Origin of the sequence: Cobetia sp. L2A1 (assembly GCF_009796845.1) — a bacterium.
Classification (GTDB): Bacteria; Pseudomonadota; Gammaproteobacteria; order Pseudomonadales; family Halomonadaceae; genus Cobetia.
Window position 1 is genome coordinate 4,041,886 of record NZ_CP047025.1, and the last position, 26,210, is coordinate 4,068,095.

Sequence of the window (26,210 nt, forward strand, 5' to 3'; positions counted from 1 at the left end):
CTCAACGACAAAGCGCACTGATGGCGGAAACCATCAGTGCGCTTTGTCGTTGAGTCCTCTTTTCGCTCAGTCATCAACTTGGCCAACACTGGTGTCAGCTGGCGCGACTGGACTTGATCAATGCTTCGGCGGCTGCCTCCAACGGCTTGAGCTGACGCAGGATGAAGGCCAGCTGTGCTGCAGCCTGACGTCCACTGGCAGCTTCAATCTGCTCGGCCTCACTATCCAGAGCATCCGCCTCACCTTCACTATCCAACGTCAGCACCACATCTTCTCCCGCCTCCAGCTGCTCGCCCAGCGCCATCAACTGCTGGCTGAGAAGATCGCCATGATGCAATAGCGTCTTGATCCCGCTACTGGCGGCCGCCGTCGCTTCCAACTCGCCACGATGTGCCGCCAGTGCAGATAGATACCCCAGCAGCGTGTGTGCTTGCAGCAGGAACCCGAAGCCCGGCTCTACATCGCGCCGGAAGTGGCCTGGCTCCTTGCGGGCAGTTGCCAGCAGATTGGAAAAGGTAGCATCGGCGTTATGAGCATTGCGCCGCGCCAGGCGATAGGCCAGGTCATCGCGCTTGCCATGACGGTATTGCGACAATACCTCGCCCAGATAACGACCGCTGGTCTTGAGGCTGATACCAGCCTGTCGATAGAGCTTGCGCCCTTGCCAATCCGGCAGAATCAGCACGACGGAAAGCCCCGCCAGCAATCCACCGACCAGGGTGTCGAACAGTCGCGGCCAGATGAGATCGAAGCCATCCCCTACCTGATTGAAGCAGGCGAGTACCATCAAGGTGATGGCAGCCGTCGCCAGTGTGTAGCGTGTGCCACGGGTCGCAAAGAACAGCACTCCCGCAACGACCGCAATACCGGCCTGCATGGTGGGGGAGGGAAACAGGCTGATCAACGCCCAGCCTGCCACCAGCCCGACCAAGGTACCGAGAATCCGTTGTGCCAACGTGCGGCGGGTATCCCCGTAGCTAGGACGGCACACGAATAGTCCGGTCAGCAGAATCCAGTAACCCTGTGTCGGGTGCACAGCCAACAGTACGCCATAACCGGCAACCAACGTGGCCGTCAGTCGCAATGCATGACGGAAGATGGGGGAGCGCGTATTCAGATGGTTGCGAATGCGCTCGACAATGTCCTTGGCACCACTCGGAGAGCGATCAAACAGGCTGTTATCGCTCTCATGTGTCACGGCTTCAAGATCACTCAATCGCGCGATCTGCCCTTCAATCAGACGAAGATTGCTGGTCAGTCCTTCCAGCGCCTGCATCAAGTGCTGCCATTCCGGTCGCTGCTGTTGCTTGAGATAGTTCAAAGAGGCATTGAGGTCTTCCAATGCCTGCTGGCTGTCGCTGGCATCAAACGGCTGGCGCATCAGCAGTGCCTTCCCCAGCCCCTTGCAGGCACGGCCCTGCTGCTCCAATAGCCGCTGACAGCGGAACAGGATGTCGTGATGGAAGAAGGCATCCGTCAGCTGACCGTAGGGGTAGTGGCTGGAACTGGCACGCTCATGCAGATCTTGAGCAATGAAATAGAGCCGCAGATAGCGGTCCAGCTTGGTGGTATCACGCCGACCGGCCAGACGCCGGAATACCATTTCCTTGGTCTGGTTGAGCGCCACGACCACGCGACCGTTCTGCTCGGCGAGTGCCAGCCGGCGCGCGGATTGATCAACATTGCGCAGCGGCTCGAATAATTGCGCCTTGAGAATCAGGTAGCGGCCCAGCTCACGGTAGAGCATCGCCATGCTGTGCTTGAGTGGTTGACGTGAAAACAGCGCGCACCACAGTACCGACAACAGGCCGTACCAGGTCGCACCGATCACCAGCAGCATCGGCTGTACCAGATTGATGCCAAGGCCCGGCTCGCGCAGCCATGACGGCAAGCTCTGCTCAAGCAAGGCGATACTGCCATCGCCGTGCTGCTGCTCCAGGCTGATCATGGTGTAGACAGCCAGAATCAGTGATGCCCGCGCAATGGCGCCATAACGGGCATCCACCGCGCCCAGCATGATCATCGAGAAGGTCGCCAGCGCCAGTCCGATCACAAAGGGTACCGGCATGCCGAACAGGAGCTCTACCGACACTGAAGCAATGCTGAAACACGCCAGCGTCATGCCTAGTGCTCGTAATCTGCCGCGCCAGTGATCATCGGTTTCAGCCAGTCCCGAGGCAATCACGCCGAGAAATAGCGGAATCACCAGCGCCATCTCATCGAACCAGAAACCGACCCCCATCACACCGCCCAACGCGATCAGCATGCGCAGAGAGTAACTGAAGGCATCCAGCGTCCATAAGCGACGCAACGAATGCAGAAGGGAGTGCCAAAGGGAATGAGTCATGAAGTGTTCCGGGACAAGAGCGCCGAGCCGCGCATTAGACTTTAGATTTATATCGCTAGCATATCATCCTGTCGAGCCGCGTCCGAGCACTGCTCGATCTCCACTGCGTTGGTAGCCCCGTGAGCGGCACACGCCATCATTCGTGGCACCCTGACATGGCACCAACGACCTTCACTGACTGTCATGGAGACTCTCAATGCATCCCCTTATCGAACGCGTCACTGGCTCTCTTGGTCTATCACCGGACATTGCCGAACAGGCGATCGGCACAATTCTCAAATTTATCCGTGAACAAGGCCCCGATGGCCCGGCAGCATCACTGCTGAACGCAATCCCGGGCGCTGAAGGCCTGATAGGCAGTGCAGGAGAGGATGATTCCGGTGGCGGTGGCCTGCTGGGCGGCCTGATGGGGGCCGCCAGTGCCTTCACGGGCGGTGGTGGTGCCATGGCGCTGGGCCAGAAGCTGATGGGGCTGGATTTGAGCATGGACCAAGCGCGTGGTGTCGCCGATGAAACTCTCACCTATGCACGCGAAGAAGCCGGCGATGGTGTGGTTGATCAAGTACTCGACGGCATTCCTGGCCTCAAGCAGCTATTGTGAGCCAACGCCTCTCCGCATCATGAGAAACGCCCCGCTGATCAGATCAGCGGGGCGTTTTATGTGGCGTCCACCTGGCGTGTGGTGCGCGTCAGCGAATGCGTTTGAGCAGCGACTGCAGACGATTGAGTTGCGCGGAATCCCCTACCAATCGAATGCGCTGCTCCATCATGCCCTGCATGAAGGCCTTGGGAGATGGCTTGAGCAAAAAGGCCACGGCACTGTTGGCATCGGCAAATCGCAGCTCTAGATCCGTATCCACCGGCAGGCCGGGGGCAGCACTGATTCCCGACTCCGACATCCGGTAGTGACGAGCAATACGCATGTCTTCCGTCGCGACACCCCAATCCAGTGGGCGAGACTGGAGTTGTGCCCGAAACTCGGGGTCACGCTTGAAGGCCCGCTTGAGCAGCAGACCCAATACCCAGAGCAGTATCTTGAGCTTCATGGCGTCATTCCTTGAACAACAGGGGAGTCAGCGACGGGCCCAACGAGCAAATCATGAAAATGCCACCGACCCCGCAAGGCGGAGCCGATGGCATCGTCAATGACTCTCAGCAAGGGCGCGTCGCCGCGTACCAGCGTTATTTGGTCACTGCATCCTTCAGCGACTTGCCTGGCTTGAAGGCCACCGTCTTGCTGGCGGGGATGGTCAACGGCTTGCCTGTCTGGGGGTTCTTGCCAGTACGGGCCGCACGCTGACGCACAGTGAAGGAACCGAAACCGATCAGTGATACATCATCGCCCTTGGCAACGGTGTGAGTGATCTCGTCGAGAATCACGTTCAGCACCTGACTAGCCTTGTCCTTGGACAGATCTGCACGCTCGGCGATGGCCGCAGCGAGTTCTGGCTTGCGCATGAAAAGCCCTCCTGGTTTGGCATTATGCACGGGCGGCTAAGCCGCCGATTTCATTGTTGTTCTTGCTAGCGATGACACATGGCTGTGACGCAATTCGCCACCCAAAGAGTCTTGAACCGGGCAACGGCCTACGGCAGCAACTCGTCATGCGGGGTCCGCTCGGCACTCTTTCTCGCGGAGTCTTCACTATCGTGCCTGATCGAGCTGACAGCAAGCGACTTGCGACCAACGGCCATGACAAACCCTAGCCTAACAATGGCGGCGCTTGCCGCGCTAGCACGACTTTCCGGCGAACGGCGGTGCCTGTCAATGCATATCCGATCAAGCGTTCGTTTTTATCCAACGCCAGCGCTTCAAGATTATCGCCCTCGCCACTGATTTCCCAATGTGCCACCGCACTGCGCGGTGGATACGCCACCACTGGCAAGGCAGGCGTCTTGACCAGCACAGGCCAGGCTTTCCAGTCGAGCACACTGCTCTCGCCACACAGGTTGGCCGCCAGCGTGCGCGCAGCCATCTGTAGCGGCTGGACATACATGGCATTGACACCCTCGACACTCGCACAGTCACCCAATGCCCAGACATGCGGCTGCGAGGTGGCCAGATGACGATCAACCCGGATACCGTCACCCCCGGCGCTCAAGCCAGCTTCCTGCGCCAACCGGATACGCGGCGCGAGCCCAGTGGCAAGTAATACCAGCGACCCTGACAACTGCCGTCCACTCTGCAAGCGGATAGCGACCGGCGCAGTGGCGTCGTCGTTGCCCGTTATTGACTCGACCATCTCACCCTGCAGACGCTTGAGACCGATGCCATCGAGGGCCTTGCCGAGACGTTGTCCAAGCGCCTGAGGCAGTAGGCCATCAAGCGGCGTCTCTTCTGGGGCTACCAGCGTGACGGAGTGTCCAGCGGCGGTCAGATCATTGGCATATTCACAGCCGACCAGACCCGCGCCGACAATCACCACATGCCCTGCTTCGCCCTGCTCACGAGCCGTCGTCAATGCGGCGCTGAAGGCAGCATAATCGTCCAGATCATTGATGCTCATTACGCGCGACGCGGCAGCCGCCTCAACCGGGAAGGGTCGGCGTGGTGCGGCACCGACGGCCAGTACCAGCTCGTCGTAATGCAGACATTCTTCACCGAGCCATAGCTGGCGGGCAGCCGTATCGATGGCAGTAACCCGCTGGTGAGTACGTAGCTCAGCGTTCAACTCATCCACCAGTGCAACCGGTGCCTGATGCGAGAGTGTCTTCCTCGTCATGCCCTTGGCAAAGGCCGTCGACAACAATGGCTTGGAATAGTCATGGCCGCTGTCCTGACTGACGAGTATCAGTCGGCTGTCCTTGTCACGGGCACGCAGAGCACGGGCCAGACCGATACCGGCCATGCCGGTACCAATGATGACAAGGGTGCGGGGGTCACGCATGGCGCCGTCTCCTGAAAGTCGATCTGAAGGCAAGGGAGTCACAGCATACCAGTCTGCCACCATCGTCGGCTTGCGGTGCGACACGCACACACCAAATGCGGAGATATCGCTGATATGTCGCGCGTGCGCTGCCGATTTATGGCGGGGTTACCCAGGCGGCGCCACTGCCTGAGCATGCTAGACTCGCCTCTTGTCACCTGACAGGGAATAGGGAATCCATCGTGGTCTGTCACTCTTCTTCACTTGCCGTTTCCACGCCATCGCTCTCACAGACGACGCACGGCGGTACGCCTCTCAACCTGCTCGAGTCAGCAAGCGACCAGTTAGCAACGCCCTCATCGATAGCGTGTGAGGCCTCTACGCCGCGTCGTCACTGGCAGCCGGCGGCGGTCTTGAAGGGGGTGATGTCCGCAGGTTGGTGGCCATGGTTATCTTCCCGCGGCTCACTGACTCAGCGTCTGGACACTGCCATGCGTGCAAGCGACGGTGTCGGCCTGCGCGTCCGCCTATTGCTGCAAGACACCGGCCCAGCCCGCTGTGATGAAGCCCGCCTGTTGGGCGTCAGCGGGCGGCGGCATGTCTGGCGGCGCGAGGTGGCGCTGTGTCACGGCGATACACCTTGGGTGATTGCCCGCTCGCTGGCAGCGCTGGACGTGGCGCACAGTCATCGACTCTCGACGCTCGGCGAGCGCTCGCTGGGACATTGGCTGTTCCGTCAACCAGATCTGCAACGCAGTGCCATCGATATCAGCCGCGCGCCGCTGTGCCTCTCGAGTCAGCAGTCATTGGCGATGGTAGACAGCGTATGGATGCGGCGCTCAATGTTTTCCCACGGCCGCTTCCGTGTGCTGGTGCAGGAAGGCTTCACGCCGGCGTTTCAAGCGGCCATCGGTCTCTGATACCACAGCAGATGACAGTGCCTTGTCAGCCCTTCGATTACCTTTTTGCGCAGCCCGTTCAGGAGTCCTGATGTCCGCGTCATCCCCCTCGCCCGCCGCTCGTCCATCCCGCCTGGCCGACTATCTCGCACTGACACGCCTCGATCGTCCGATTGGCACCTGGCTACTGATGTGGCCAACCCTTTGGGCACTATGGCTGGCAGCTGATGGCCTACCACAGCGCAATACTCTGCTGATCTTCGTGGCAGGGGTCTATTTGATGCGCGCCGCGGGCTGCGTGATCAACGACTACGCCGATCGCCACTGGGACAAGCATGTCGAACGCACCCAGGATCGACCACTGACCTCGGGGCGCATCTCGGAGCGTGAGGCGCTGACCTTGTTCGGTGTGCTGGTAGCCGCCTCCTTCATACTGGTGTGCTTCACCAATCTGACGACCGTACTGCTGTCTATCGTGGCCGTACTACTGGCCGCCAGCTATCCCTTCATGAAGCGCTTTCACCACCTGCCGCAAGTCGTGCTGGGCGCCGCCTTTGGCTGGGCGATTCCGATGGCGTTCGCTGCCACCCTGGAAGAGGTACCAAGCTATGGCTGGTGGTTATTTGCGGCCAACCTGATGTGGACCGTGGCCTACGACACCGCGTACGCCATGGTAGATCGTAATGATGATCTCAAAGTCGGGATCAAATCTACCGCCGTGCTGTTTGGCCGTGCCGACAAGCTGATGATCGGCCTACTGCAACTGGGCATGCTGGCGGTACTGATCGGTATTGGCCTGCATCTCGCGCTGAATATCTTCTACTGGCTAGGGCTGACGGCAGCCGCTGCTACCTTCCTGTGGCAGCAGCGCTTGATTCGCGATCGTGAGCGAGGCCCATGCTTCCAGGCCTTTCTCAATAATCACTGGTCAGGTCTGCTGATCTCCGTGGGTATCATATTGGCGACCTGGCCAGCGACCTGAGTCGCCTGCAACTTCAATGCCTCAGCACCAGATGAGCCACCTGCCTTGCAGGTGGCGCATTTCATTTTGAAAAGGATAAAAATACTCGCCAACGTGGAGTTCAGCCCTCTGGTCGCAAGCTCAGCAAGCTGCCATGCTTGCCACTGTCATCTCGTTGTCATACAAGCGGGGTGTAATCGTCATCGACCTGTCATTTTGGCGCCTGCGCCGACTGCTGCCTGGGATCTAGCGATGAGCTCCAAGACTGTACTGATTGTCGACGACGAATCTTCGATACGCGAGATGATCGCCGTCGCACTGGAAATGGCGGATTACCGCGTGCTGGAGGCCGATAACGCCCAGGACGCTCACGCCATCGTGGTTGATGACAAGCCTGACCTGCTACTGCTGGACTGGATGATGCCAGGGACCAGTGGGCTGGAACTGGCGCGGCGTCTCAAGCGTGATGAGACCACCGCCGAGATTCCCATCATCCTGTTGACCGCCAAGGGCGAGGAAGACAACAAGATTCAAGGGCTGGAAGCGGGAGCTGATGATTACATCACCAAGCCCTTCTCACCCCGGGAATTGGTAGCCCGACTCAAGGCCGTACTGCGTCGCACGACGCCCAAGGGAGTCGAAGAGGCAGTGGAAGTCGAGGGCTTGATGCTCGACCCTGCCAGCCATCGCGTCACCGCGCATGGCAGCTCTCTGGAAGTCGGCCCGACCGAGTACCGCCTGCTGCAGTTCTTCATGACCCATCAGGAGCGTGCCTACACCCGTAGTCAGCTGCTGGATCAGGTATGGGGCGGTAATGTCTATGTCGAGGAACGCACCGTGGACGTGCATATTCGCCGTCTACGCAAGGCGCTGGGCGAAAGCCATCAGCACCTGATTCAGACCGTGCGCGGCACCGGCTACCGCTTCAGCGCCCAGGCCTGAGGCGTAGATGCGCTACTGGACGAATGAGCTATGGCGACTCGGCTATCTGGTCGGTGGCTTCGGGTTGATTGGTGGTTTGCTCGGCTTCCTTGCCTGGGGGCTTACGCTAGGGTTGGCACTGTATCTTTTCGTGCACCTGCGCCATCTCAAGAGTCTCTACACCTGGCTGATCACCAATCCCCATGAAGAGCCTCCGCCGGGTGATGGCGTGTGGGGAGATCTGCTCGATCGCCTGTATCGTTACCAGAAGGGCCAGCGCAAGGCACAGGAGCGCTTGCGCAGTATCCTCAACCGTATTCAGGAATCTTCCGAGGCAATGCGTGATGGCCTGGTGATGCTGGATAACCACGGTGACATGGAGTGGTGGAACAGCGCTGCCGAGCAGCTTATCGGTCTCAAGGCCAGTCATGATCGCGGTCAGCACGTCACCAACTATCTGCGTGATCCTGCCTTCATCGACTACTTCAATCGGCTCGACTATCGCGAGCCGCTGACGCTTCAGTCACCGCTGTCAGATAACATGATCTTGCAGGTGTCCATCACGCTGTTTGGCGATAACGAACGTCTGGTAATGGCACGTGACGTGACGCGCCTCTATCAACTGGAAGAAATGCGCCGCGACTTCGTGGCGAATGTCTCTCATGAGCTGCGCACGCCGTTGACGGTGCTGGCGGGCTATCTGGAAACCTACAACGACTATGCCAGTGATCTACCGCCCCGCTGGCAGCGTGGTCTGGGGCAGATGCAGAGCCAGACAGACCGCATGCAGCACCTGGTGGAAGATTTGCTGACCCTCTCGCGACTGGAAACTGACGAGCTGACTGGCGAGGGGCATTGCCTCAACATGCCGGCTTTGCTGGAACAAATCCGTGAAGATGCAGCGGGACTCTCTCAGGGACGTCACACCTTCTCCGTGGAGGCAGAGACCACATTTTCACTCTGCGGAGAGGAGCAGGAGTTGCGCAGTGCCATCTCGAATCTGGTCTTCAATGCCGTACGCTACACCCCGGAAGGCTGTCATATCACACTGCGCTGGCGCGCGACCGATGACGATTTGATAGTGGAAGTCGAAGATGACGGTGATGGCATTGATCCTGTTCATCTGCCGCGCTTGACCGAGCGCTTCTACCGTATCGACAAGGGGCGCAGCACGGCGACCGGTGGAACCGGTCTGGGACTCGCTATCGTCAAGCATGTGCTGATTCGCCACCAGGGCCATCTGGACATTGATAGCCACCCTGGCGAAGGGTCCCGCTTCCGGTGTCATTTTCCGGCATCACGGCGCTGTACGCGGGATAACTGATGGATGGGAGCTCGCGAGCCCCTCTTCTGTTATGCGCATACGACAACGCCCCGTAGTGTCCTCATGATGAGGCCATTACGGGGCGTTGTCGTATTCCTCTATCACCTCACCTGTCAGCCGCTGTCACACCGGTGCAGGCAACTGGCGATAGTGGCTCTGCCACATCAACACGGCACCCGCGACAGCACCGGGGATCAATAGCAGATTGGCCAACGGTACCAGCGTCACGACAAAGACCACGCCCCCGAAGGTCAGCGACGGCCACCAGCGCGCCTTGAGACGCTGCTTCATGTCACCAAAGCTGACCTGATGGTTGTCCATTGGATAGTCGAGATACTGAATCGCCATGCTCCAGGCTGAGAACAGCCCCCATAACAACGGCGAGAGCAGATTCAGCCCCGGGATGAAGCCGATGATGAACAACGCGATCATGCGTGGAATGAAATAGCCCAGCTTGGCCATCTCACGACTGAGTGAGTCAATGCCAATCTTCATCAGGCCACGATCATCATCGATCAGGGTGCCATCAAGGCGATGCTCGACCTTCTCGGCAAGAATGCCGTAAAAAGGCGCGGCGATCAGATTGGTCACCAGGCTGAAAGTAAAGAACACCACCAATAACAGACTCAACACCAGTACCGGCCAGATCAACCAACTCAGCCATTCCAGCCAGCTGGGTACCTTGAGCATCCAGTAGTCGATCCAACCGCCAAACTGGCTGAACAGTACCCACAGCGTCACGCTATAGAGCACCAGGTTGATCGCCAGCGGCACGAACACGAAGCGACGCAACCCTGGGGTGTAGACCATGCGGGTCCCGCGGACCAGCGCCGATACGGCATCAATCATGCGACGTCCTCGTCATCTAAAATGAAGCGGCTGCTCTGTGGCGGCCGGAGCCACACCCTAGCATTCCCGACCGCGCTGCGCAGCAGCAATGCCTGCAGATGCAAACGCCCCGCAGGCACTCGTGAGAGCATCTGCGGGGCGTCTTGTGATTCGATGACATGAGGGAGACAAGGTTGTAACGATGAGCGCCAGCACATCTCTCAGGTGTCAGCCCGCACCGACTACACCGTTCTCAACGCTTGTCGAAATCCTGCGGCTTAAGATCGTGGGTATCGGTATGACGCACGTCCACGCCCTTGACCAGGAAGATGACGTATTCAGCAAGGTTGTCAGCGTGATCACCGATACGTTCCAGCGCGCGCAGAATCCACATCACGTTGAGCACCGGCGTGATCTGACGCGCATCTTCCATCATGAAGGTCATCAGTGAGCGCATGGCACTCTGATATTCCTGATCCACCGAGACATCTTCGCGCAATACCTTGAGAGCCAGATCCGTGTCAAAGCGGGCGAAGGCCGTAAGCGCATCACGCACCATGCTGCGGACATGTTGGCTGAGGTGGCGCACCTCGACCATGCCGCGCGGGCTCTGGCCATTTTCGACCAACGACAGGGCATTGCGTGCAATCTTGCTTGATTCATCACCGATGCGCTCGAGATCAGACGTGGCGCGAATGACCGCCAGCACCAGACGCAGATCAGAGGCGGCTGGCTGACGGCGTGCCAGCACGCGGGTGCACTCGTCATCAATCTTGAGCTGCATGTCGTTGACGGCCTTGTCATTGTCACGCACACGAGTCGCCAACTCACTATCACCTTCCAACAGCGCGGTGACGGCATCCTGCAATTGCTTTTCTACCAGACCGCCCATGGCCAGAAGGTGTGTCTTCAGCGCATCCAGCTCGTGATTGAACTGCTGAGATATGTGCTTGCCGTGCGAATCGCTGGTGATATCCATTACCCTCTCCCGGGAAGTCATCCGCCGAGGAAGGCGGTATGTGACATGAGTGACATTACAAGTATGGGCCGTGCAGCATGGCGTAGCACAGGTGTCTCCCACCCAGCATGCCAATGCATGATGACAGTTTTGTTGCACTGCCATCAGAACGGCCTGATACGAGGGCCGGGACGCTCAACTGCATCCTCACTCAGGCTTAACCAAAGCGACCCGTGATGTAGTCTTCTGTCTGGCGACGGCGCGGATTGGTAAACAGCTGATCGGTGGGTGCGTACTCCACCAGCCGACCCTCATGCAGGAAGGCGGTAGCATCAGAGACCCGTGCCGCCTGCTGCATGTTATGGGTGACGATGACCAGCGTCAGGCGTGAACGCAGCGAGCGGATCAACTCCTCAATCTTCAGTGTCGAGATTGGGTCCAGCGCCGACGCTGGCTCATCGAGCAGCAATACCTCTGGCTCTACCGCTAGCGCACGAGCAATCACCAGCCGTTGCTGTTGGCCGCCGGAGAGGCCTAGTGCACTGTCGAACAGACGGTCTTTCACCTCATCCCACAATGCGGCGGCACGCAGGCAGGCCTCGACCTTGTCATCCAGGTGGCGCTTGTCACGCACACCGACCAAGCGCAGTCCGAAGGCAACATTCTCATAGACCGACATCGGGAAGGGGTTGGGAGCCTGGAAGACCATGCCGACGCGACGGCGCAGCATCGGGACATCAACGCCACGCGCATGAATGTCCTCACCTTCCAGCCGTATCTCTCCCGTCAGATGCGACTGCTCATCGAGATCCGTCATGCGGTTGAAAGTCCGCAACAGACTCGACTTGCCACACCCGGACGGGCCGATGAAGGCTGTAACGCGCTTGCGTGCAATACACAGACTGATGTCATCCAGCGCACTCTGCTGACGCCCCTCGCGCGAGCGATACCCCAGCGAGAGACCGCGCGTTTCCAGGCAGACATCACTCGTAGCAATGCGAGTCGAATCCTGGGGTGGTGTCATCCGTGTACGCACTGTCTCGTCATCACGACTCATTCGGTGGCCCCCTTATAACGTTGTGCCAGCAGGTGACGCAGGCGGATGGCACTCAGATTGAGGCACAGAATGACGGCCACCAGCACCAATGCGGTGGCATATACCAGCGGGCGGTTACTGAAGGCATCGCTGCTCTGGAACGCCAGATCATAGACCTGATGCCCGAGGTGCATGAATTTACGGTCGAGATGGAGCCACGGGAAGCTGTCATCGACCGGCAATTCCGGCGCCAACTTGACCACCCCGACCAGCATCAACGGTGCCACCTCACCGGCGGCACGAGCCACTGCCAGAATCAGACCCGTCATCAGCGCAGGGGAAGCGGCAGGCACTATCACGCGGCGCAGTGTCTCAAGGCGCGTCGCCCCGAGCGCCAGAGCCCCTTCACGTAGCCGCTGTGGCACACGTGCCAACCCCTCTTCAGTGGCCACGATAACCACCGGCAACGTCAATAACGCCAGCGTCAGCGAAGCCCACAGGATACCGCCGGTACCGAAGGTGGGCGTGGGTAGCTGGTCGGCATAAAACAGACGATCAATCCCCGCACCCACCCCGTAGACAAAGAAACCCAGCCCGAAGACACCGTAAACAATCGACGGCACACCGGCCAGATTGCGCAGTGCAATGCGCGTCAGTTGCGTGAGGCGTCCCTGGTGCGCCACCTCATGCAGGTAGAGCGCTGCCATGACACCAAAAGGCATTACGATGACTGACATCAACACCACCATCAGCACGGTGCCGAAGATCGCCGGCCAGGCACCTTCACCACCGTCATTGGACGTACCGGAGACAAAATCCGCGAATCTGCTCAATGTCAGGGAAAGGCGCCCGCCAAATCCCAGCGCGTTAGGCTGCCAGACACGCTTGATATCATCCAGCGCTACCTGACCGTCATATCCACCGCGCCCTGCGAGGCTCAGCTGACCAGCTGTCAGTGCATCGCGAAGCGTCATGAGGTGTTGTTCACGCTGGATAAGCGCCTGACGGGCAGTCTCTATCTTCTCTGCAAGTGCCGGCGATACCTCTCCACTATTGAGGCTGGCGGTACCCTGCTGCATGAGATCAGAAAGCTGCTCGCTCAGCTGTTTGCTGTCACTGCGCAGAGCCGCCAGATTACGCCGCTGCCCCTCGAGATGCGCCAGGCGTGAAAACAGTGGCGTGGCGTCATCCACCAGTGGCTTGCCGCTGCCTGTCTCATCAGCAGGACCAGTGGTGACAAGCTCACCTGTTGTGGGATCACTCAGCGATTCCGCCATGCCGTAGAGCACCCGGCCATCGCGCAATTCCAGCGCCAACGCCTGCTCAGGAAAGATTAGTGTGTTCAGCATGTCCTTGGGCAACCATCGCCAGCTGGCGGCGGCACTCTGCTCGGAAGACGTCTGTAACAACCACCATTGCTGAGGCCGAGAGGCACCAGTGGCCATCTGCACATGGCGGACCTCCTCACGCATCAACTCACCGAGCAGATGCTGCCCTTTGTCTACTGGTGCTGCGTCTATTGATGTTGTTCCAACGCCCACTCCAGCTTCTGTCGTCTGCACAGAGGCATTGATCGTGTCAGTCGTCGGGGGCACCAGCGCTATCTCGACAAGGCGCGAGGGCCAGAAATGACCCAACGAGCCCGCCAGCAGCAACCCGACCAGCCCCATCATCAATAGCAGCGAGACACTGACCGCCATTGCATTCAGCCATCCCCAAGGGCCGCCATCGCGCCAGTAGCGGGACAATCGTGCAAGTAGGTGCTCCTGCGGGCGTAGCAAAGAGGGAGATGAAAGTGGCCGAGGCGTCCGAACGGTACTCATCCCCAACCTCCTCGCGCAGGCGGCGCAAATCGCTGACGCAGCACTTCGGCGAAAGTGTTGACGATGAAGGTGAAAAGAAACAGTGCCAGCGCTGCGAGGAACAGCAGACGATAGTGGCTACTGCCAATGTCGGCTTCCGGCAGCTCGATCGCAATCGTGGCCGCCAGTGAGCGAAGCCCCTCGAACAGGCTGGCATCCACCAGCGGTGTATTGCCGGCTACCATCAACACGATCATGGTTTCGCCGACGGCACGTCCCATGCCAATCATCAGTGCGGAACACACACCCACGGCGGCGGCAGGCAAGATTACGCGGCGCAGAGTTTGCCACGGCGTCGCACCCAATGCGGCAGAGCCTGCGGCCAGTCCTCTAGGCACAGAGGACAGAGCATCTTCACTCAAGGTAAACAACGTCGGCATCACGGCCAATCCCAATGCCATGCCCGTCACCAGGGTGTTGCGCTGCGCATAGCCAATCCCGTAATGGCTAAACAGCCACTGCTTGATATCCCCTTCAAACCACCACTGCTCGATATGGCTGGCAATGGTGATATCCAGCCATAGCAGCAGCACAAGTAGCGGGAGCAAACCAAAGGCAGCCATGTTTTCCGGTAACACTACCCGCCAGCTGCGCGGTGCGAGCGTCCAGAGAAAACCAGCCACCATGGTACCCAGTGGAATCAATGCCAGTCCCAACAACACGGCCATCAGCTCGCGCTCGACGAAGGGGGCGACTACCAGTGCCGCAATGAAGCCGATCACGACGGTCGGTAGTGCCTCCATCATTTCCAATAATGGCTTGATGCGAGACCGCTGACGCGGTGCCATGAAACAGGACACATGGATTGCACAGCCCAACCCCAGCGGAACGGCAAACAGCAAGCCGACCAATGCGGCCTTGAGCGTGCCCCAGACAATGGGCACCAGTGACAACCGTGGCTCGCTGCGGGTATCGCCCATCTGCCAGATCCACTCCGGCGCTGGCCGCCCTTCATACCAAACCTTGCCGAGCAGGGTGGATAATCCGACATCGGGGTGTGGATCATCGATGACCAGCCCTTGCGCTGAGGGCTGACCAGCAGAGAGTGACCGAGCGTCGCTGGACGTGTCATCGGCAAGACCCGTCGCCAACAGCTGACGATCATTGCGGCTGAAGGTCAGTGTCACACCTTCGGCCACTGTCTGAGGCGACAGCCAGTCCTGCACCAGGCGCTGACGCTCGGTAGTCGCCTGATAAAGGCCTAAGCGCCCCGTAGCATCCAGTGCTGAGAATCCGAGGCTGTGATGGGCGGCGGCAAGCGCCACGATGGGCGCTTCAAGCTCACTATTGAAGGTACCGATAGCGACCAGCGGCTGGGCATGCCCGGGCTGCACGTAATGCGTCAAGCCACCTGCATCATCACCAATGATCAGGCTTTTGCCACCACGCAAGACACGCAGTGCCGTAATGCGAGCATGCGGGTGCGTTCCGCGACTGATCATACGGGCCAGCGGACCTGTCTCATCGACGGAGGCCGTCAATTGCCACTGCTGGAAATCATGCTCTCCGGCCGTGATCAGCAGTCGGCCTGCCATACTTGCCTGCCCTCCGGGACTCTCAAGCCATTGATGCTGCCAAACAGCTTCGGGAGTGTTAAGTGATAGGCGTGCCAGCCACAGACGGGCACCCAAGGAATCAGACGCACTCATCCACAGCTGATCACCACTGACCATCAAATGAGCAGACGCATGCGCCAGTCCCTCTGGCACGGTGAGCGGTGTCAAAGGTATCGCGATGGGCAGTGAAGCGGATTCAGTAACATGCACGGGTTGTAGCCGGCCATCTGCCAGCCAGGCCCCTGCAAATGCCAGCTGGTCGGTGTCGGTCGCGATCAGCGCAGAAGAGGCATCACGCGGCGAAGGCAGGGTTGCAGATGACGCGAGCAAATCATCCAACCGCTGAGACTCGTTATCAGCGGCAACCGACGTTTCTTGCGCCATCATCGGCTGAGTACTGGCCGGCACTAGCAACGGCCACGACACACTGAACAGATACCCCAGCATCACGATCACTACCACCATCACGCCAAGGCCTGACGCGGTCAGCCATAGGCTGGCCAGACGATCGTGCCGCAAGCGGCGACGCTGCATTCGTGAGGCATCAACTGCCGACATGAAGAGGTACCACGCGAGAAATTGCACTCAAAAGAGGCTCAGCCGACCAGGCGGAGAGCAAGGAATTCATCAAGATTATGTCCGTAGGATGACAAACAGGTGACATGACCATCTCAGCTCGCGGGTACGCTATCCAGCCCCAGCTGCGTACGCCAGTGATTCAGCTGAGCTTCCGGGAGTGGCACGTATCCTTCACGCAAGATGGATTGCTGTCCCTGACGCGACATGATCAGCGACAGGAAGGCCTGTTCAAGCGTGGGCAATGGCTTACCCGGAACGCGATTGACATAGATATACAGTGCGCGCGTGAGCGGATAGCGACCATCGCGAATGCTCGCACGACTAGGCGAGACAGCTGACGGGTACTCATCCGTGCTGACCGGCAGCTGCTTGACCATCGGCGAAGCCGTGCTGAAGCTGGCGTAGCCTATCCCGCTGGGTGTGGCACCGACTGCCTGAATGATGGAAGCCCATCCTGGCTGTTCGCTGACATCAAGTCGGAAATCGCCGCCACAAAGCGCAATCCGTCGGAAGGCACCATAGGTGCCAGAGGTGGCGCTACGTCCGTAGAGACTGATCTGCCGCGCCGCCCACCGCCCGGTCAGCCCCAGGTCTCCCCACTCAAGAAACGCCTTGCTGCCACAGGAATGCGTAGCGGAGAAAATAGCATCCAACTGATGCAAGCTGATTTTCTCCAACGGGTTATCGCGATGCACCACGATACCCATCGCATCCAGTGCGACCGGAATACCCAGCGGCGGATAGCCATACTTGTGCTCGAACTCCATCCGCTCCTGCTCACGCATGGGACGCGACATCAGGCCAATACGGGTAGTGCCGGCCACCAGTGCCGGCGGTGCCGTCGAAGACCCTGCTGCCTGCAACTGCACCCGCACACCGGGATGATAGCGGTGCAGCTGTGATGCCCAACGTGTGACCAGCGCAGACAGGGTATCAGAGCCGACAGCCGTCAAATTGCCTACCACGCCTGCTACAGGGCGATATTCCGGGATAGCGGTCGCGGCAGAAGCTGAGCTCATCGCTACCACGGTCATTGCGAGGCCTGCGCAAAGCAGGGCCGCCGTCCTCAAAGAAGAATGTGCCGAGGACAGGAAGCGCAAAAGACACTGCAGCGGACGACCTACTGATGACATGACCATAGCTATCCCCAGCCTGGATAATGAAGAGTACAGAGTGACTTCAGGACGTAATGATCACGTGGGCGAACATCAACTACTCGCTGATGTCTGACGTATCAATCAAGTATCCGCCATTGTTACGTTGAGTACCTATGACACCATGCTGCATCGCAAGAAAGCGGCCTGACAGTCCTTCGTCAGGGGGAGTAGGATACAAGGAATGATGCTGACCCTGTGGCCTGATAGTTCACTACGCCAAGTGCCTGCTTGAACATGTCATGCCCGTGGTACAAGTGCCATCATCGTAAGTATTATCACCCTTGCAGCCATCACGATAATTTTCATAACAACAAGATAGCGAGTCACATCATGCAAGCTTTGGATGACGTCCCAACGCCCAATGGGGCCCTGACGCTCAAGTTGATTGCTCAACGCCATGATACCAATCTCTATGGTGATATCAGTGGTGGCTGGTTGATGCACCGCATGGACGAGGCCTGTGAACTGGCGGCCGGTCGAGTCGCCAATGGCCGAACAGCCACCGTAGCCGTGGAAGGACTCGACTTCCTGTCTCCCGTTCGTGTTGGCTCGGTAGTGAACGTATTCACCAACATCGCGGAGGTGGGTCGTAGTTCTATCCGGCTGTCCGTCGAGGTCTGGATTCGCCCCCCGCAGGAGCGCAATCATCGCGCTCTGACCAAGGTGACCGAGGCCTGTTACGTGATGGTGGCGCTCGACGATAATGGCCGCATTCGTGCCGTTCCCACCGCGCCTGTAGAACAGCCATCACTCCTGTCATCCTCTCTTCCCCCAGTGGAATGAGGGATAACGCCAGAAGACAAAAGGCCGCTCCGGATTCGGGGCGGCCTTTTACGTTATCAGTCTGCTCAGAAAAAACTCAAGACGTCGCGTCTTCACTCAATACGCGTGCACGACCATCAAGATAGGCGCGCTCGCCAGTTCTGGTCCAGGGTGCGACCCGTTGCTGGAAGGCGCGGTAGGAATCATATACCCGCTTGGCATCGGCATCTTTCGCGACGAATTCGTCCAACACCTCGTTGGAAGCCTCGTACAGCGCGGTATAGACATCCTCGGGGAATTCGCGCAGTTGCACACCGTGCTCCTCGACCAATGACGTCAGGGCAGTGGCGTTGCGCAATGCGAACTCGTCGACCATGGCATGATTGGCAATCTTGGCCGCCTGAATCACGACCTGTTGGAGATCTTCCGGCAGCGCCTGCCACGCCTCCATGTTGACCGTGCCTTCCAGAATTGCCGAAGGCTCATTCCAGGCCGGTGAGTAGTAGTACTTGGCGACCTGATGCAGGCCAAAGGCCAAGTCATTGTAGGGGCCAACCCAATCCGCCGCATCAATCACGCCGGTTTCCATTGCCGTGAAGATCTCGCTGCCCGGCAACGTCAGCGTACTGGCACCGATACGATTCATCACCTCACCGGCAAGCCCGGGCAAGCGAATCTTGAGCCCTTTCATGTCGGCCAGGCTCTTCACTTCCTTGTTGAACCAGCCCGCCATCTGCGTACCGGTATTGCCGACGGCCAGCGGCTTGAGATTGTGACGCGCATAGATTTCATCCCACAGCGCCATGCCGTCGCCGTAATACAGCCAGGCATTGGTCTCGGTGGTATTCATGCCAAAAGGCACTGCCGTGAAGAACTGGGCAGCAGGAATCTTGCCCTTCCAGTAATAGGATGCCGAATGTCCCATCTGGGCCGTGCCGGAAGATACCGCATCAAAGACTTCCATGGCCGGTACCATCTCACCGGCACCGTAGACCTTGACCTGCAGACGGCCACCGGAGAGCGTGCCTATCAATTCCGCGAATTCATTGGCTCCCGTGCCCAACGCAGGGAAATTCTTCGGCCAGGAAGTCACCATCTTCCAGTGAATGGTCTCGGCGGCGTGCGCGGTGGAGACAAAGGGCGCAGCGGCGATACCAGCAGCCCCCGCACCGAGAGCGGTAAGAAAACGACGGCGTTGCATGGCACAGTCCTTGTTCGAGTTATTGGTTTGCGAGTTACTGGGCGATACGAATGGCACAATCTGAAAGTAGGGCGTCTACCTCCACTATGCCGCTGCCAATGTATCGCCCACAACTGCACCAAGGCCGTAGTCCGATGCTTTAGCTTGCCCCTTTTTCATGCCATATCTTCAACTCAGCACTTCAAGTTTGGCAAAACCAAGTACTAGCCACTTGTCACCCTCACCTTCGAAACTGATCTGCACACGAGCGCGTTCCCCCTGTCCTTCGGCATTGATCACGACACCCTCACCAAACAGCGGATGACGCACCATGCTACCCAGTGACAACGCAGGCATGCCATCGCTGGCCTCGACACTCTCCTGACGCGGGCCGGACGGGCGACGATTCGGGGTCGCACGTTGCGTCGAGACCGGGCGCGAGATCTGGCCGCGCAGGCGCACCTCTTCCAGCAACTCCTCCGGTAGCTCGCGCAGGAAGCGCGAGGGACGCTGGAAGGTCTCTTTGCCGTGCATGCGGCGCAGCTCGGCATAGGTGAGATAGAGGCGCTGCATGGCACGGGTGACGCCGACATAACATAGGCGACGCTCTTCCTCGAGACGGCCCGGCTCTTCCAGTGACATCTTGTGCGGGAAGAGACCTTCCTCGACCCCTGCCACGAAGACCACCGGGAACTCGAGCCCCTTGGCAGAGTGCAGTGTCATCATCTGTACGCACTCTTCGCCTTCAGCAGCCTCATGATCACCGGCATCCAGCGCGGCTTCCGCAAGGAAGGGCTCCAGTGCCTCGGCACCTTCACTGACGGCATTCGGGTCCATCCGCTCACCCTGACCGAAGGCACGGCAAGCATTGACCAGCTCGGCCAGGTTCTCGAGACGCGCCTGCGCCTTTTCGCCTTTTTCAGCAGCATGGTGCTCGCGTAGTGCCGAGACATGAATGACATGCTCGACCAACTCATGCAGCGCCATGCCAGCGGTATCATTATCAAGGCCATCAATGAGATCACTGAAGGCGCGCACGGCCGTCGCAGCGCGGCCCTTGAGCGCACCATCAGCGACAGCATCACCCATCGCCTGCCACATGGTCAGGTTACCGAAGCGGGCACGCTCGCGCAGTTGCTCGACTGTCCGCATGCCGATACCGCGCGCCGGTACGTTGATCACACGCTCCAGCGCCGCATCATCTTCACGGTTGTTCATCAGACGCAGGTAAGCCAGTGCGTTCTTGATTTCGAGGCGTTCATAGAAGCGCTGGCCGCCATAGATGCGATACGGCATGCCCTGACGGATCAGCGTTTCCTCCAGCACTCGTGACTGGGCGTTGGAGCGATAGAGGATGGCCACATCATCACGGCTGTAGCCATGCTCGTTGACCAGTTCACGAATGGTGTCGGCGATGAAGCGTGATTCATCGATGTCATTGAAGCCGGCATAGATACGGATGCGCTCGCCGCGCCCGCTGTCGGTCCACAGATTCTTGCCCATCCGCCCGCCGTTGTTGCTGATCAGGGCGTTGGCGGCTTCGAGGATGGCGCTGGTCGAGCGATAGTTCTGCTCCAGACGCACTACACGCGTATTGGCGAATTCGTCGGTGAAGCGTTGGATATTCTCGACCCGCGCGCCCCGCCAGCCATAGATCGACTGGTCATCATCACCCACCACCGTCATGCACTCACGATTGCCGGCCAACAGTTTCAGCCACGCATACTGCAATGTGTTGGTGTCCTGAAACTCATCGACCAGGATGTGGCCGAAGCGTTCGCGGTAGTGGTTCAGCAGGTGCGGCGTGTCACGCAACAGCTCAAGCGAGCGCAGCAGCAGCTCACCGAAGTCCACCAACCCACCACGTTCACAGGCCAGCTGGTAGAGCTCATACATCTCGACCATCTTGCCCATGTAGGCATCGCCATGGGTCTGCACCTGATGGGCACGTAGCCCCTCTTCCTTGCAGCCGGAGATGAAATACTGAACTTGCTTGGGCGGCCAGCGTTCGTCATCGACGTTGTGCTGCTTGAGCAGGCGTTTGACCATGCGTAGCTGGTCATCGCTGTCGATGATCTGGAAGTGTTCAGGCAGGCGCGCCTCCTGCCAATGCGTGCGCAGTAGACGATGACTGATGGAGTGAAAGGTGCCGACCCACATATGACGCAGACTGGCGCCGTTGAGCGCCTCAAGCCGCGTGCGCATCTCGCGGGACGCCTTGTTGGTGAAGGTCACCGACAGGATGGCGTAGGGCGACATCTGATACTGGTCCATCAACCAGGCGATGCGATGAACCAGCACACGGGTCTTGCCGGAACCGGCCCCGGCCAGCACCAGCATATTGCCAGGCGGCGCGGACACAGCCTCGCGCTGATGCGTGTTGAGATGGTCAAGAAGGGGCGATTCAGACATGCAGGGCTCACCACAGGGCAGAGGGTCGGAGATCGGAGCAGCCCGTCTATCGCCGCCCCTGTTCAGGCATCCACCTTATCACATGGCTGCGCTGTCACTCTCCCCTCTCCAGCAGCCTTCCATCGCAGTCATTGCGATCAATGAGCGTCGAAACCGTGCTCATCCAAGCGCAGTGTCGCCAAGCTCTTCTTGACGGCTTCAAGCTGCTCCTTGAGCTTGGGACCACGCGTCTTGGCAACGCCGACTGCCAATGTATCGACGATGACCAGATGTGCAATACGCGAGCTCATCGGCGTGTATATCTCGGTGTCTTCGTGCACATCAATATGCAGCGGCAGCGTGACCTCTTCTGCCAGCGGCGAGCCGCTCGGACACAGGCCAATCACCGTGGCGCCAGCATCGCGCGCCAATCTGACACTCGCGATCAGTGCCTTGGTGCGCCCTGTCTGGGAGATGGCAACGACAACATCACGCGGCCCCAGCGTCACCGCCGACATGTTCTGCATGTGCGGGTCGGTATAGGCTGCGGTAGAAATCTGCAGGCGGAAGAACTTGTGCTGGGCATCATGTGCCACCGCGCCAGAAGCGCCATAACCATAAAACTCGACACGGCTGGCAGACGCCAGTGAGTGGATCGCGCGGGCAACGGCCTCGGCATCCAGACGGTCACGTACTGACAGCAGAGTCCCGATGGTGGAGTCGAACAACGCATGGGAGAACTCCGCCACGCTGTCGGAATCGTTCATCGAGAACTGGGCAAACTGGGTGCCCGTCGCCAGACGCTGGGCCAATTGAAGCTTGAAGTCCTGGAATCCGGCAAACCCCATCGCTCGACAGAAGCGTACGACGGTCGGCTCACTGACAGATGACTCACTGGCCAGATCCACAATCCGCATGTGAATCACTTCCTCCGGATTACGGAGAACATAGCGGGCGACCTTCTGTTCTGAGCGACGGAAATTTTCCATCCGGCTTCTCAGGTCGTCGAAGATGGCATGACTCACGGCACACTCCTTGCAGACTTCATGGGCATGCCTGAGCTTACGTCATCCTTTAGGGGGTGTCGCCATCGCAGGCGGGCTGTAGTCACAATTTTGTCAAGTGCGCTATAGTAAAACGGTGTGGCGCCAGTGAAAGCCCACATCCTTTGGATACCATGGAGGTCGAATCATGCGTAGTTCAGAGCAAGTAGATACGCTCAAGAAAGAGCTTCTCGATATTTTCATGACCTTGGGTGCCGATGAACATCAGGCCCGAAAAAAACAAAGCGAAGTCCGCCACCTCCGCGCACGTCGTGGAATTGAAATGCACAACGAAATCAAGCGCCTAAGCAAGGATTTAAGCGACATCGAAGTGCTGGAAATGGATACCGCAAGCGACATCGACACCCACTGAGTTTCTGGCGGGAATGCGATTCGCTTCCCGCCGTTACTGCTCTGCCTTCCGTCTACCCTCTCTTGAGTGGACAGATCAACCATGCACTCGGCATCGGCGCCACAGCGCGGTACGCCAATCTTCTCCTGTTATTTTTCCCAATACTTGGCACTTGCCTTTCATGACACTCATTGCGCTATTGCAGTGCAACACCTGCACGATCATTCAGAATCATGCTTCTTTCTGTTGCATCACCACGCAATGAAATACCTACCTCTATCGACTGATAATAATAATCAAAAACACGCGAGGCCCGCCAAATTGGCGAGCCTCGGTGATGACACTTATCGAGAAGATATTACGACATAAATCGTTCAGTCGTCAGGCAATAACCTCTCAAAACTCTCTTCCTTTCTTACAGGCTGGAAGCGAACACTACGACCACACCAACCGGGGCGATATAGCGGGCAACAAAACTCCACAATGAAAAGGCAGAGTCGCTCATGTTGAGCTGACTGCGAACTTCATCACGGCCCATGAACCAGCCCACGAAGACAATGGTTGCCAGTCCCGTCAGCGGTAGCATCAATTTACTGGTCGCATAGTCGAGCAGGTCGAATACCGTCATGCCTTCGAACTTGCCGAACATGCCCAGCGGTGCCACGTCGCTCCACACATTGAAGGACAGGATAGTGGCAATACCTAACAGCCAGGTCGCGATACCTGCCACCCAGGCAGAGACGACACGTGACATCGGCGTCTTCTCTTCCAGCCATTCGACGATGGGCTCCAGCAGTGAGATGCCGGAGGTCCAGGCAGCGAACACCAGCAACACGAAGAACATCACGCCAAACACTTCGCCGCCCGGCATTTGACCGAAGGCCAGTGGCAGCGTCTGGAAGATCAGGCCCGGGCCAGCGGCAGCATCGAGTCCATTGGAGAACACTACCGGGAAGATGGCCAAACCTGCCAACAACGCGATCACGGTATCCAGCACTACCACAATCAATGCGGTGCGGCCGATATTGACGTCATCGGAGAGGTAAGAGCCGTACGCCATCATGATGCCCATGCCCAGTGACAGGGTGAAGAAGGCATGTCCCATCGCCGCCAGCACGCCATCCTTGTCGAGCTTGGAGAAGTCCGGCGTCAACAGCCAGGCAGCCGCTTCAGCGAAACCATCCGTGGTGGCCGCGTAGCCGACCAGCATGATCAGCATGACCGCCAGCAGTGGCATCAGAATCTTGGCAGCACGTTCAAGCCCTCCAGCAACCCCGCCCGCGACGACCAGAATGACCATCAGCATGAAGGCACTGTGCCAAGCCAAAAGAGTGGCCGGATTACTGAGTAGCCCACCAAACAGGCTACCGGCCGTGTCTGCGGTCAGGCTCTCGAAGCTGCCGGTTGCCGCATCGGCGATGAAGGCCAGCGCCCAGCCCCCGATCACGCTATAGAAGGACAGGATCAAATAGGCGCCCAGGACACCGGCCACCCCGATCAACACCCAGGCAGGGCTGCGCTTGAGGCGCGCACTGATGTTGCTCATGGTCGAGATAGGGTTCTTCTGACCCAGACGGCCCAATAGCCATTCAGACATCAAGATCGGCAGACCGATCAGCAGAATACAGACCAGATAGACGAGCACGAAAGCGCCACCGCCGCTCTCGCCGGTCATGTAGGGGAATTTCCAGATATTGCCAAGGCCAACGGAAGACCCGACAGCGGCCAGGGTAAAGGCCAGACGGGAAGACCACTGTGCGTGGGTATGCGGTTTGGATGACATGTGAATCCCTGATTCGTCGCGAGGATGCCTGTCGTTGATAGGACAGTCGGCATCTTGTTGTGCTTGTTGCATCTTGCCGCGTATTCGGACGGATCATCCGCTTGCAGACAAGATGGCGTCGCAGGATCACTGCTGTGATGCATCTACCTCCCCCCGATGGCCGGATAGGTCATGGAAGGCAGGCAAATTGATGCCGATAGGCACGCCGGAACAGACACTGTGCTCATTTCCGGTAAATATCGCCGTGGTAGCAGCGACATGTAGCTAAAGTTACTTGATTGGCCCTCTATCTGCCAGCAAGCCACCATCAGACCATCGCCTCACGGAGAAATTATATACTGGGGGTGAATCACTGCAGATAGACGTCTTGAGCGCGATAGATCAGAACAGGCTGCCCTGACATTCCCCAGGGAACTCACCTATTGCCGGCCGATCAAGGCGAGCATATACCTGGTTGGCGAGCAGACGAGCCAGCGCAGGGGCCGCTTTATTGTCAGGAGTATGTATAAACAGAAAGGGGCTTTTCCCCTGATTTATCCACAAGAAAAGCCGTTCAATCCAGGGAGAAAACAAGGCGATATTCGTTGCCTCATCATAGTGACCAATAAAACGGATGATGGGCTGATGGGCACTCGAGAACACATGTAACGGGCGGTGTGGCTTTTCAGAGCGCGCGATGGCCAGGCCAGGATGCGCGGTAGTCGGACCACTGAAGAGTGGTCGCACATCCAGCATGACGCGATCAGCGCCATGAGTTATCAACAATCGATTCAACTGCCGTTCAGCCTCACCCTTGGCGAAGAATGCCGGGGCGCGAGGCTCGACGGCCCACGCAAGTCCTTCGCCGCGTACATGCAGGAAGAATTGCTCCAGAAGCGGCAATACTTCGGCGCCCAGATCGCGTGGCAGCTGAATCATGATAGGGCCCAACTGAGCTTTCAGAGGCGCGATGCGCTCAAGAAATGCCGCAAGCTCATCCTCGATACCGACCATGCGCAACTCGTGGGTCAGACGTCCTGGCAGCTTGAAACAGAAACGAAATCCCGTAGGCGCCTGACGTGCCCAGCTGGCGACGGCCTCTACCGTCGGCTGGGCATAGAAACTGGTATTGCCCTCGACGCAATCAAACACCTGCGCGTAGTCCGCCAGATGCTCACGCGGTCCACTGGCCGGCAGCAGACTGCCTCGCCAATCATCATTGGCCCACATGGCAAGGCCAAGGTGCAACTCACCCGGGGGAGTGTCTGCTAGCGGTGCATTGGACGATGATGCTGCGCACTGAGGGTGCATCTTGAGCTGGATTCCCAATGGATATGACTCGATAACTGCTGATTACGTAGCAGATATTTCTGCTACCAAAGCGACGTAAGCACAATAATAACTGTCACTTCCTCATGCTATGGTC

The 26,210-nt window shown here is 58.6% G+C and carries 22 protein-coding genes; 7 read left to right on the forward strand and 15 right to left on the reverse strand.

Annotation, left to right across the window (positions count from 1 at the left end):
- Positions 1–94: 94 nt before the first annotated feature.
- On the reverse strand, positions 95–2,347 hold the full coding sequence (yccS, locus tag GQR90_RS17175) for a YccS family putative transporter (RefSeq protein ID WP_158775134.1): 2,253 nt from the start codon (positions 2,345–2,347) through the stop codon (positions 95–97).
- A 196-nt stretch (positions 2,348–2,543) separates the two neighbouring features.
- Here yccS and GQR90_RS17180 point away from each other — a divergent pair, with 196 nt between their 5' ends.
- Complete coding sequence (locus tag GQR90_RS17180) at positions 2,544–2,948, forward strand: DUF2780 domain-containing protein (RefSeq protein ID WP_158775135.1); 405 nt, start codon at positions 2,544–2,546, stop codon at positions 2,946–2,948.
- Between the two features lie 88 nt (positions 2,949–3,036).
- Here GQR90_RS17180 and GQR90_RS17185 read toward each other — a convergent pair whose 3' ends face one another.
- The 3 genes from GQR90_RS17185 to GQR90_RS17195 all read right to left on the reverse strand — a co-directional run bounded on the left by GQR90_RS17185 (position 3,037) and on the right by GQR90_RS17195 (position 5,234).
- Complete coding sequence (locus GQR90_RS17185; RefSeq protein ID WP_158775136.1) at positions 3,037–3,393, reverse strand: hypothetical protein; 357 nt, start codon at positions 3,391–3,393, stop codon at positions 3,037–3,039.
- Positions 3,394–3,529: 136 nt separating this feature from the next.
- Positions 3,530–3,805 (reverse strand): HU family DNA-binding protein, encoded by a 276-nt coding sequence (locus GQR90_RS17190; protein ID WP_158775137.1) that lies wholly within the window; start codon positions 3,803–3,805, stop codon positions 3,530–3,532.
- Between the two features lie 244 nt (positions 3,806–4,049).
- Positions 4,050–5,234, reverse strand: a complete 1,185-nt coding sequence (locus GQR90_RS17195; RefSeq protein WP_158775138.1) for an NAD(P)/FAD-dependent oxidoreductase — start codon at positions 5,232–5,234, stop codon at positions 4,050–4,052.
- Positions 5,235–5,455: 221 nt separating this feature from the next.
- Here GQR90_RS17195 and GQR90_RS17200 point away from each other — a divergent pair, with 221 nt between their 5' ends.
- From GQR90_RS17200 to phoR, 4 genes are all read left to right on the forward strand, one after another.
- The gene (locus tag GQR90_RS17200) at positions 5,456–6,133 is read left to right on the forward strand and encodes a chorismate--pyruvate lyase family protein (protein ID WP_233266357.1); all 678 of its coding nucleotides are present in this window, start codon (positions 5,456–5,458) and stop codon (positions 6,131–6,133) included.
- Positions 6,134–6,203: 70 nt separating this feature from the next.
- Complete coding sequence (gene ubiA, locus GQR90_RS17205) at positions 6,204–7,094, forward strand: 4-hydroxybenzoate octaprenyltransferase (protein WP_158775139.1); 891 nt, start codon at positions 6,204–6,206, stop codon at positions 7,092–7,094.
- A 231-nt stretch (positions 7,095–7,325) separates the two neighbouring features.
- Entirely contained in the window at positions 7,326–8,015 is a 690-nt protein-coding gene (gene phoB / locus GQR90_RS17210) for a phosphate regulon transcriptional regulator PhoB (protein WP_158775140.1), read from the forward strand.
- A gap of 7 nt (positions 8,016–8,022) precedes the next feature.
- A complete protein-coding gene (gene phoR, locus GQR90_RS17215; protein WP_158775141.1) occupies positions 8,023–9,318 on the forward strand; it encodes a phosphate regulon sensor histidine kinase PhoR in 1,296 nt (431 codons plus the stop codon).
- A gap of 123 nt (positions 9,319–9,441) precedes the next feature.
- Here the strand turns inward: phoR and cysZ are convergent, their stop codons facing one another.
- The 6 genes from cysZ to GQR90_RS17245 all read right to left on the reverse strand — a co-directional run bounded on the left by cysZ (position 9,442) and on the right by GQR90_RS17245 (position 17,156).
- A complete protein-coding gene (cysZ, locus tag GQR90_RS17220) occupies positions 9,442–10,167 on the reverse strand; it encodes a sulfate transporter CysZ (RefSeq protein WP_158775142.1) in 726 nt (241 codons plus the stop codon).
- Between the two features lie 232 nt (positions 10,168–10,399).
- On the reverse strand, positions 10,400–11,125 hold the full coding sequence (gene phoU / locus GQR90_RS17225; protein WP_158775143.1) for a phosphate signaling complex protein PhoU: 726 nt from the start codon (positions 11,123–11,125) through the stop codon (positions 10,400–10,402).
- 196 nt (positions 11,126–11,321) lie between these two features.
- Positions 11,322–12,128, reverse strand: coding sequence for a phosphate ABC transporter ATP-binding protein PstB (gene pstB / locus GQR90_RS17230; protein ID WP_158775646.1), 807 nt, complete (start codon positions 12,126–12,128; stop codon positions 11,322–11,324).
- 29 nt (positions 12,129–12,157) lie between these two features.
- Complete coding sequence (pstA, locus tag GQR90_RS17235) at positions 12,158–13,963, reverse strand: phosphate ABC transporter permease PstA (protein ID WP_158775144.1); 1,806 nt, start codon at positions 13,961–13,963, stop codon at positions 12,158–12,160.
- Positions 13,960–16,116, reverse strand: coding sequence for an ABC transporter permease subunit (locus GQR90_RS17240; protein ID WP_158775145.1), 2,157 nt, complete (start codon positions 16,114–16,116; stop codon positions 13,960–13,962). The genes pstA and GQR90_RS17240 overlap by 4 nt, the downstream gene beginning before the upstream one ends.
- Before the next feature lie 113 nt (positions 16,117–16,229).
- Complete coding sequence (locus GQR90_RS17245; protein ID WP_233266359.1) at positions 16,230–17,156, reverse strand: PstS family phosphate ABC transporter substrate-binding protein; 927 nt, start codon at positions 17,154–17,156, stop codon at positions 16,230–16,232.
- A 468-nt stretch (positions 17,157–17,624) separates the two neighbouring features.
- On the opposite strand from GQR90_RS17245, the gene GQR90_RS17250 reads away from it, so the two are divergent.
- Complete coding sequence (locus tag GQR90_RS17250; RefSeq protein WP_158775147.1) at positions 17,625–18,077, forward strand: acyl-CoA thioesterase; 453 nt, start codon at positions 17,625–17,627, stop codon at positions 18,075–18,077.
- 76 nt (positions 18,078–18,153) lie between these two features.
- On the opposite strand, the gene GQR90_RS17255 is transcribed toward GQR90_RS17250, so the two are convergent.
- The 3 genes from GQR90_RS17255 to hexR form a co-directional block, all read right to left on the reverse strand.
- Positions 18,154–19,257 carry a TRAP transporter substrate-binding protein gene (locus tag GQR90_RS17255; RefSeq protein ID WP_158775148.1) on the reverse strand — a complete coding sequence of 368 codons (1,104 nt, stop codon included), beginning with the start codon at positions 19,255–19,257 and terminating at the stop codon, positions 18,154–18,156.
- 168 nt (positions 19,258–19,425) lie between these two features.
- Positions 19,426–21,648, reverse strand: coding sequence for a DNA helicase II (uvrD, locus tag GQR90_RS17260; RefSeq protein ID WP_158775149.1), 2,223 nt, complete (start codon positions 21,646–21,648; stop codon positions 19,426–19,428).
- A 137-nt stretch (positions 21,649–21,785) separates the two neighbouring features.
- Positions 21,786–22,652: a transcriptional regulator HexR gene (hexR, locus tag GQR90_RS17265; protein WP_158775150.1), complete on the reverse strand. Its 867-nt coding sequence runs from the start codon at positions 22,650–22,652 to the stop codon at positions 21,786–21,788.
- Between the two features lie 166 nt (positions 22,653–22,818).
- Between hexR and GQR90_RS17270 the strand changes: the two genes are divergently transcribed.
- Complete coding sequence (locus GQR90_RS17270; protein WP_158775151.1) at positions 22,819–23,043, forward strand: PA3496 family putative envelope integrity protein; 225 nt, start codon at positions 22,819–22,821, stop codon at positions 23,041–23,043.
- A gap of 394 nt (positions 23,044–23,437) precedes the next feature.
- Here GQR90_RS17270 and GQR90_RS17275 read toward each other — a convergent pair whose 3' ends face one another.
- On the reverse strand, positions 23,438–24,805 hold the full coding sequence (locus tag GQR90_RS17275) for a sodium-dependent transporter (RefSeq protein WP_158775152.1): 1,368 nt from the start codon (positions 24,803–24,805) through the stop codon (positions 23,438–23,440).
- A gap of 381 nt (positions 24,806–25,186) precedes the next feature.
- Positions 25,187–26,095: a DUF72 domain-containing protein gene (locus GQR90_RS17280; RefSeq protein ID WP_158775153.1), complete on the reverse strand. Its 909-nt coding sequence runs from the start codon at positions 26,093–26,095 to the stop codon at positions 25,187–25,189.
- Positions 26,096–26,210 lie beyond the last annotated feature (115 nt).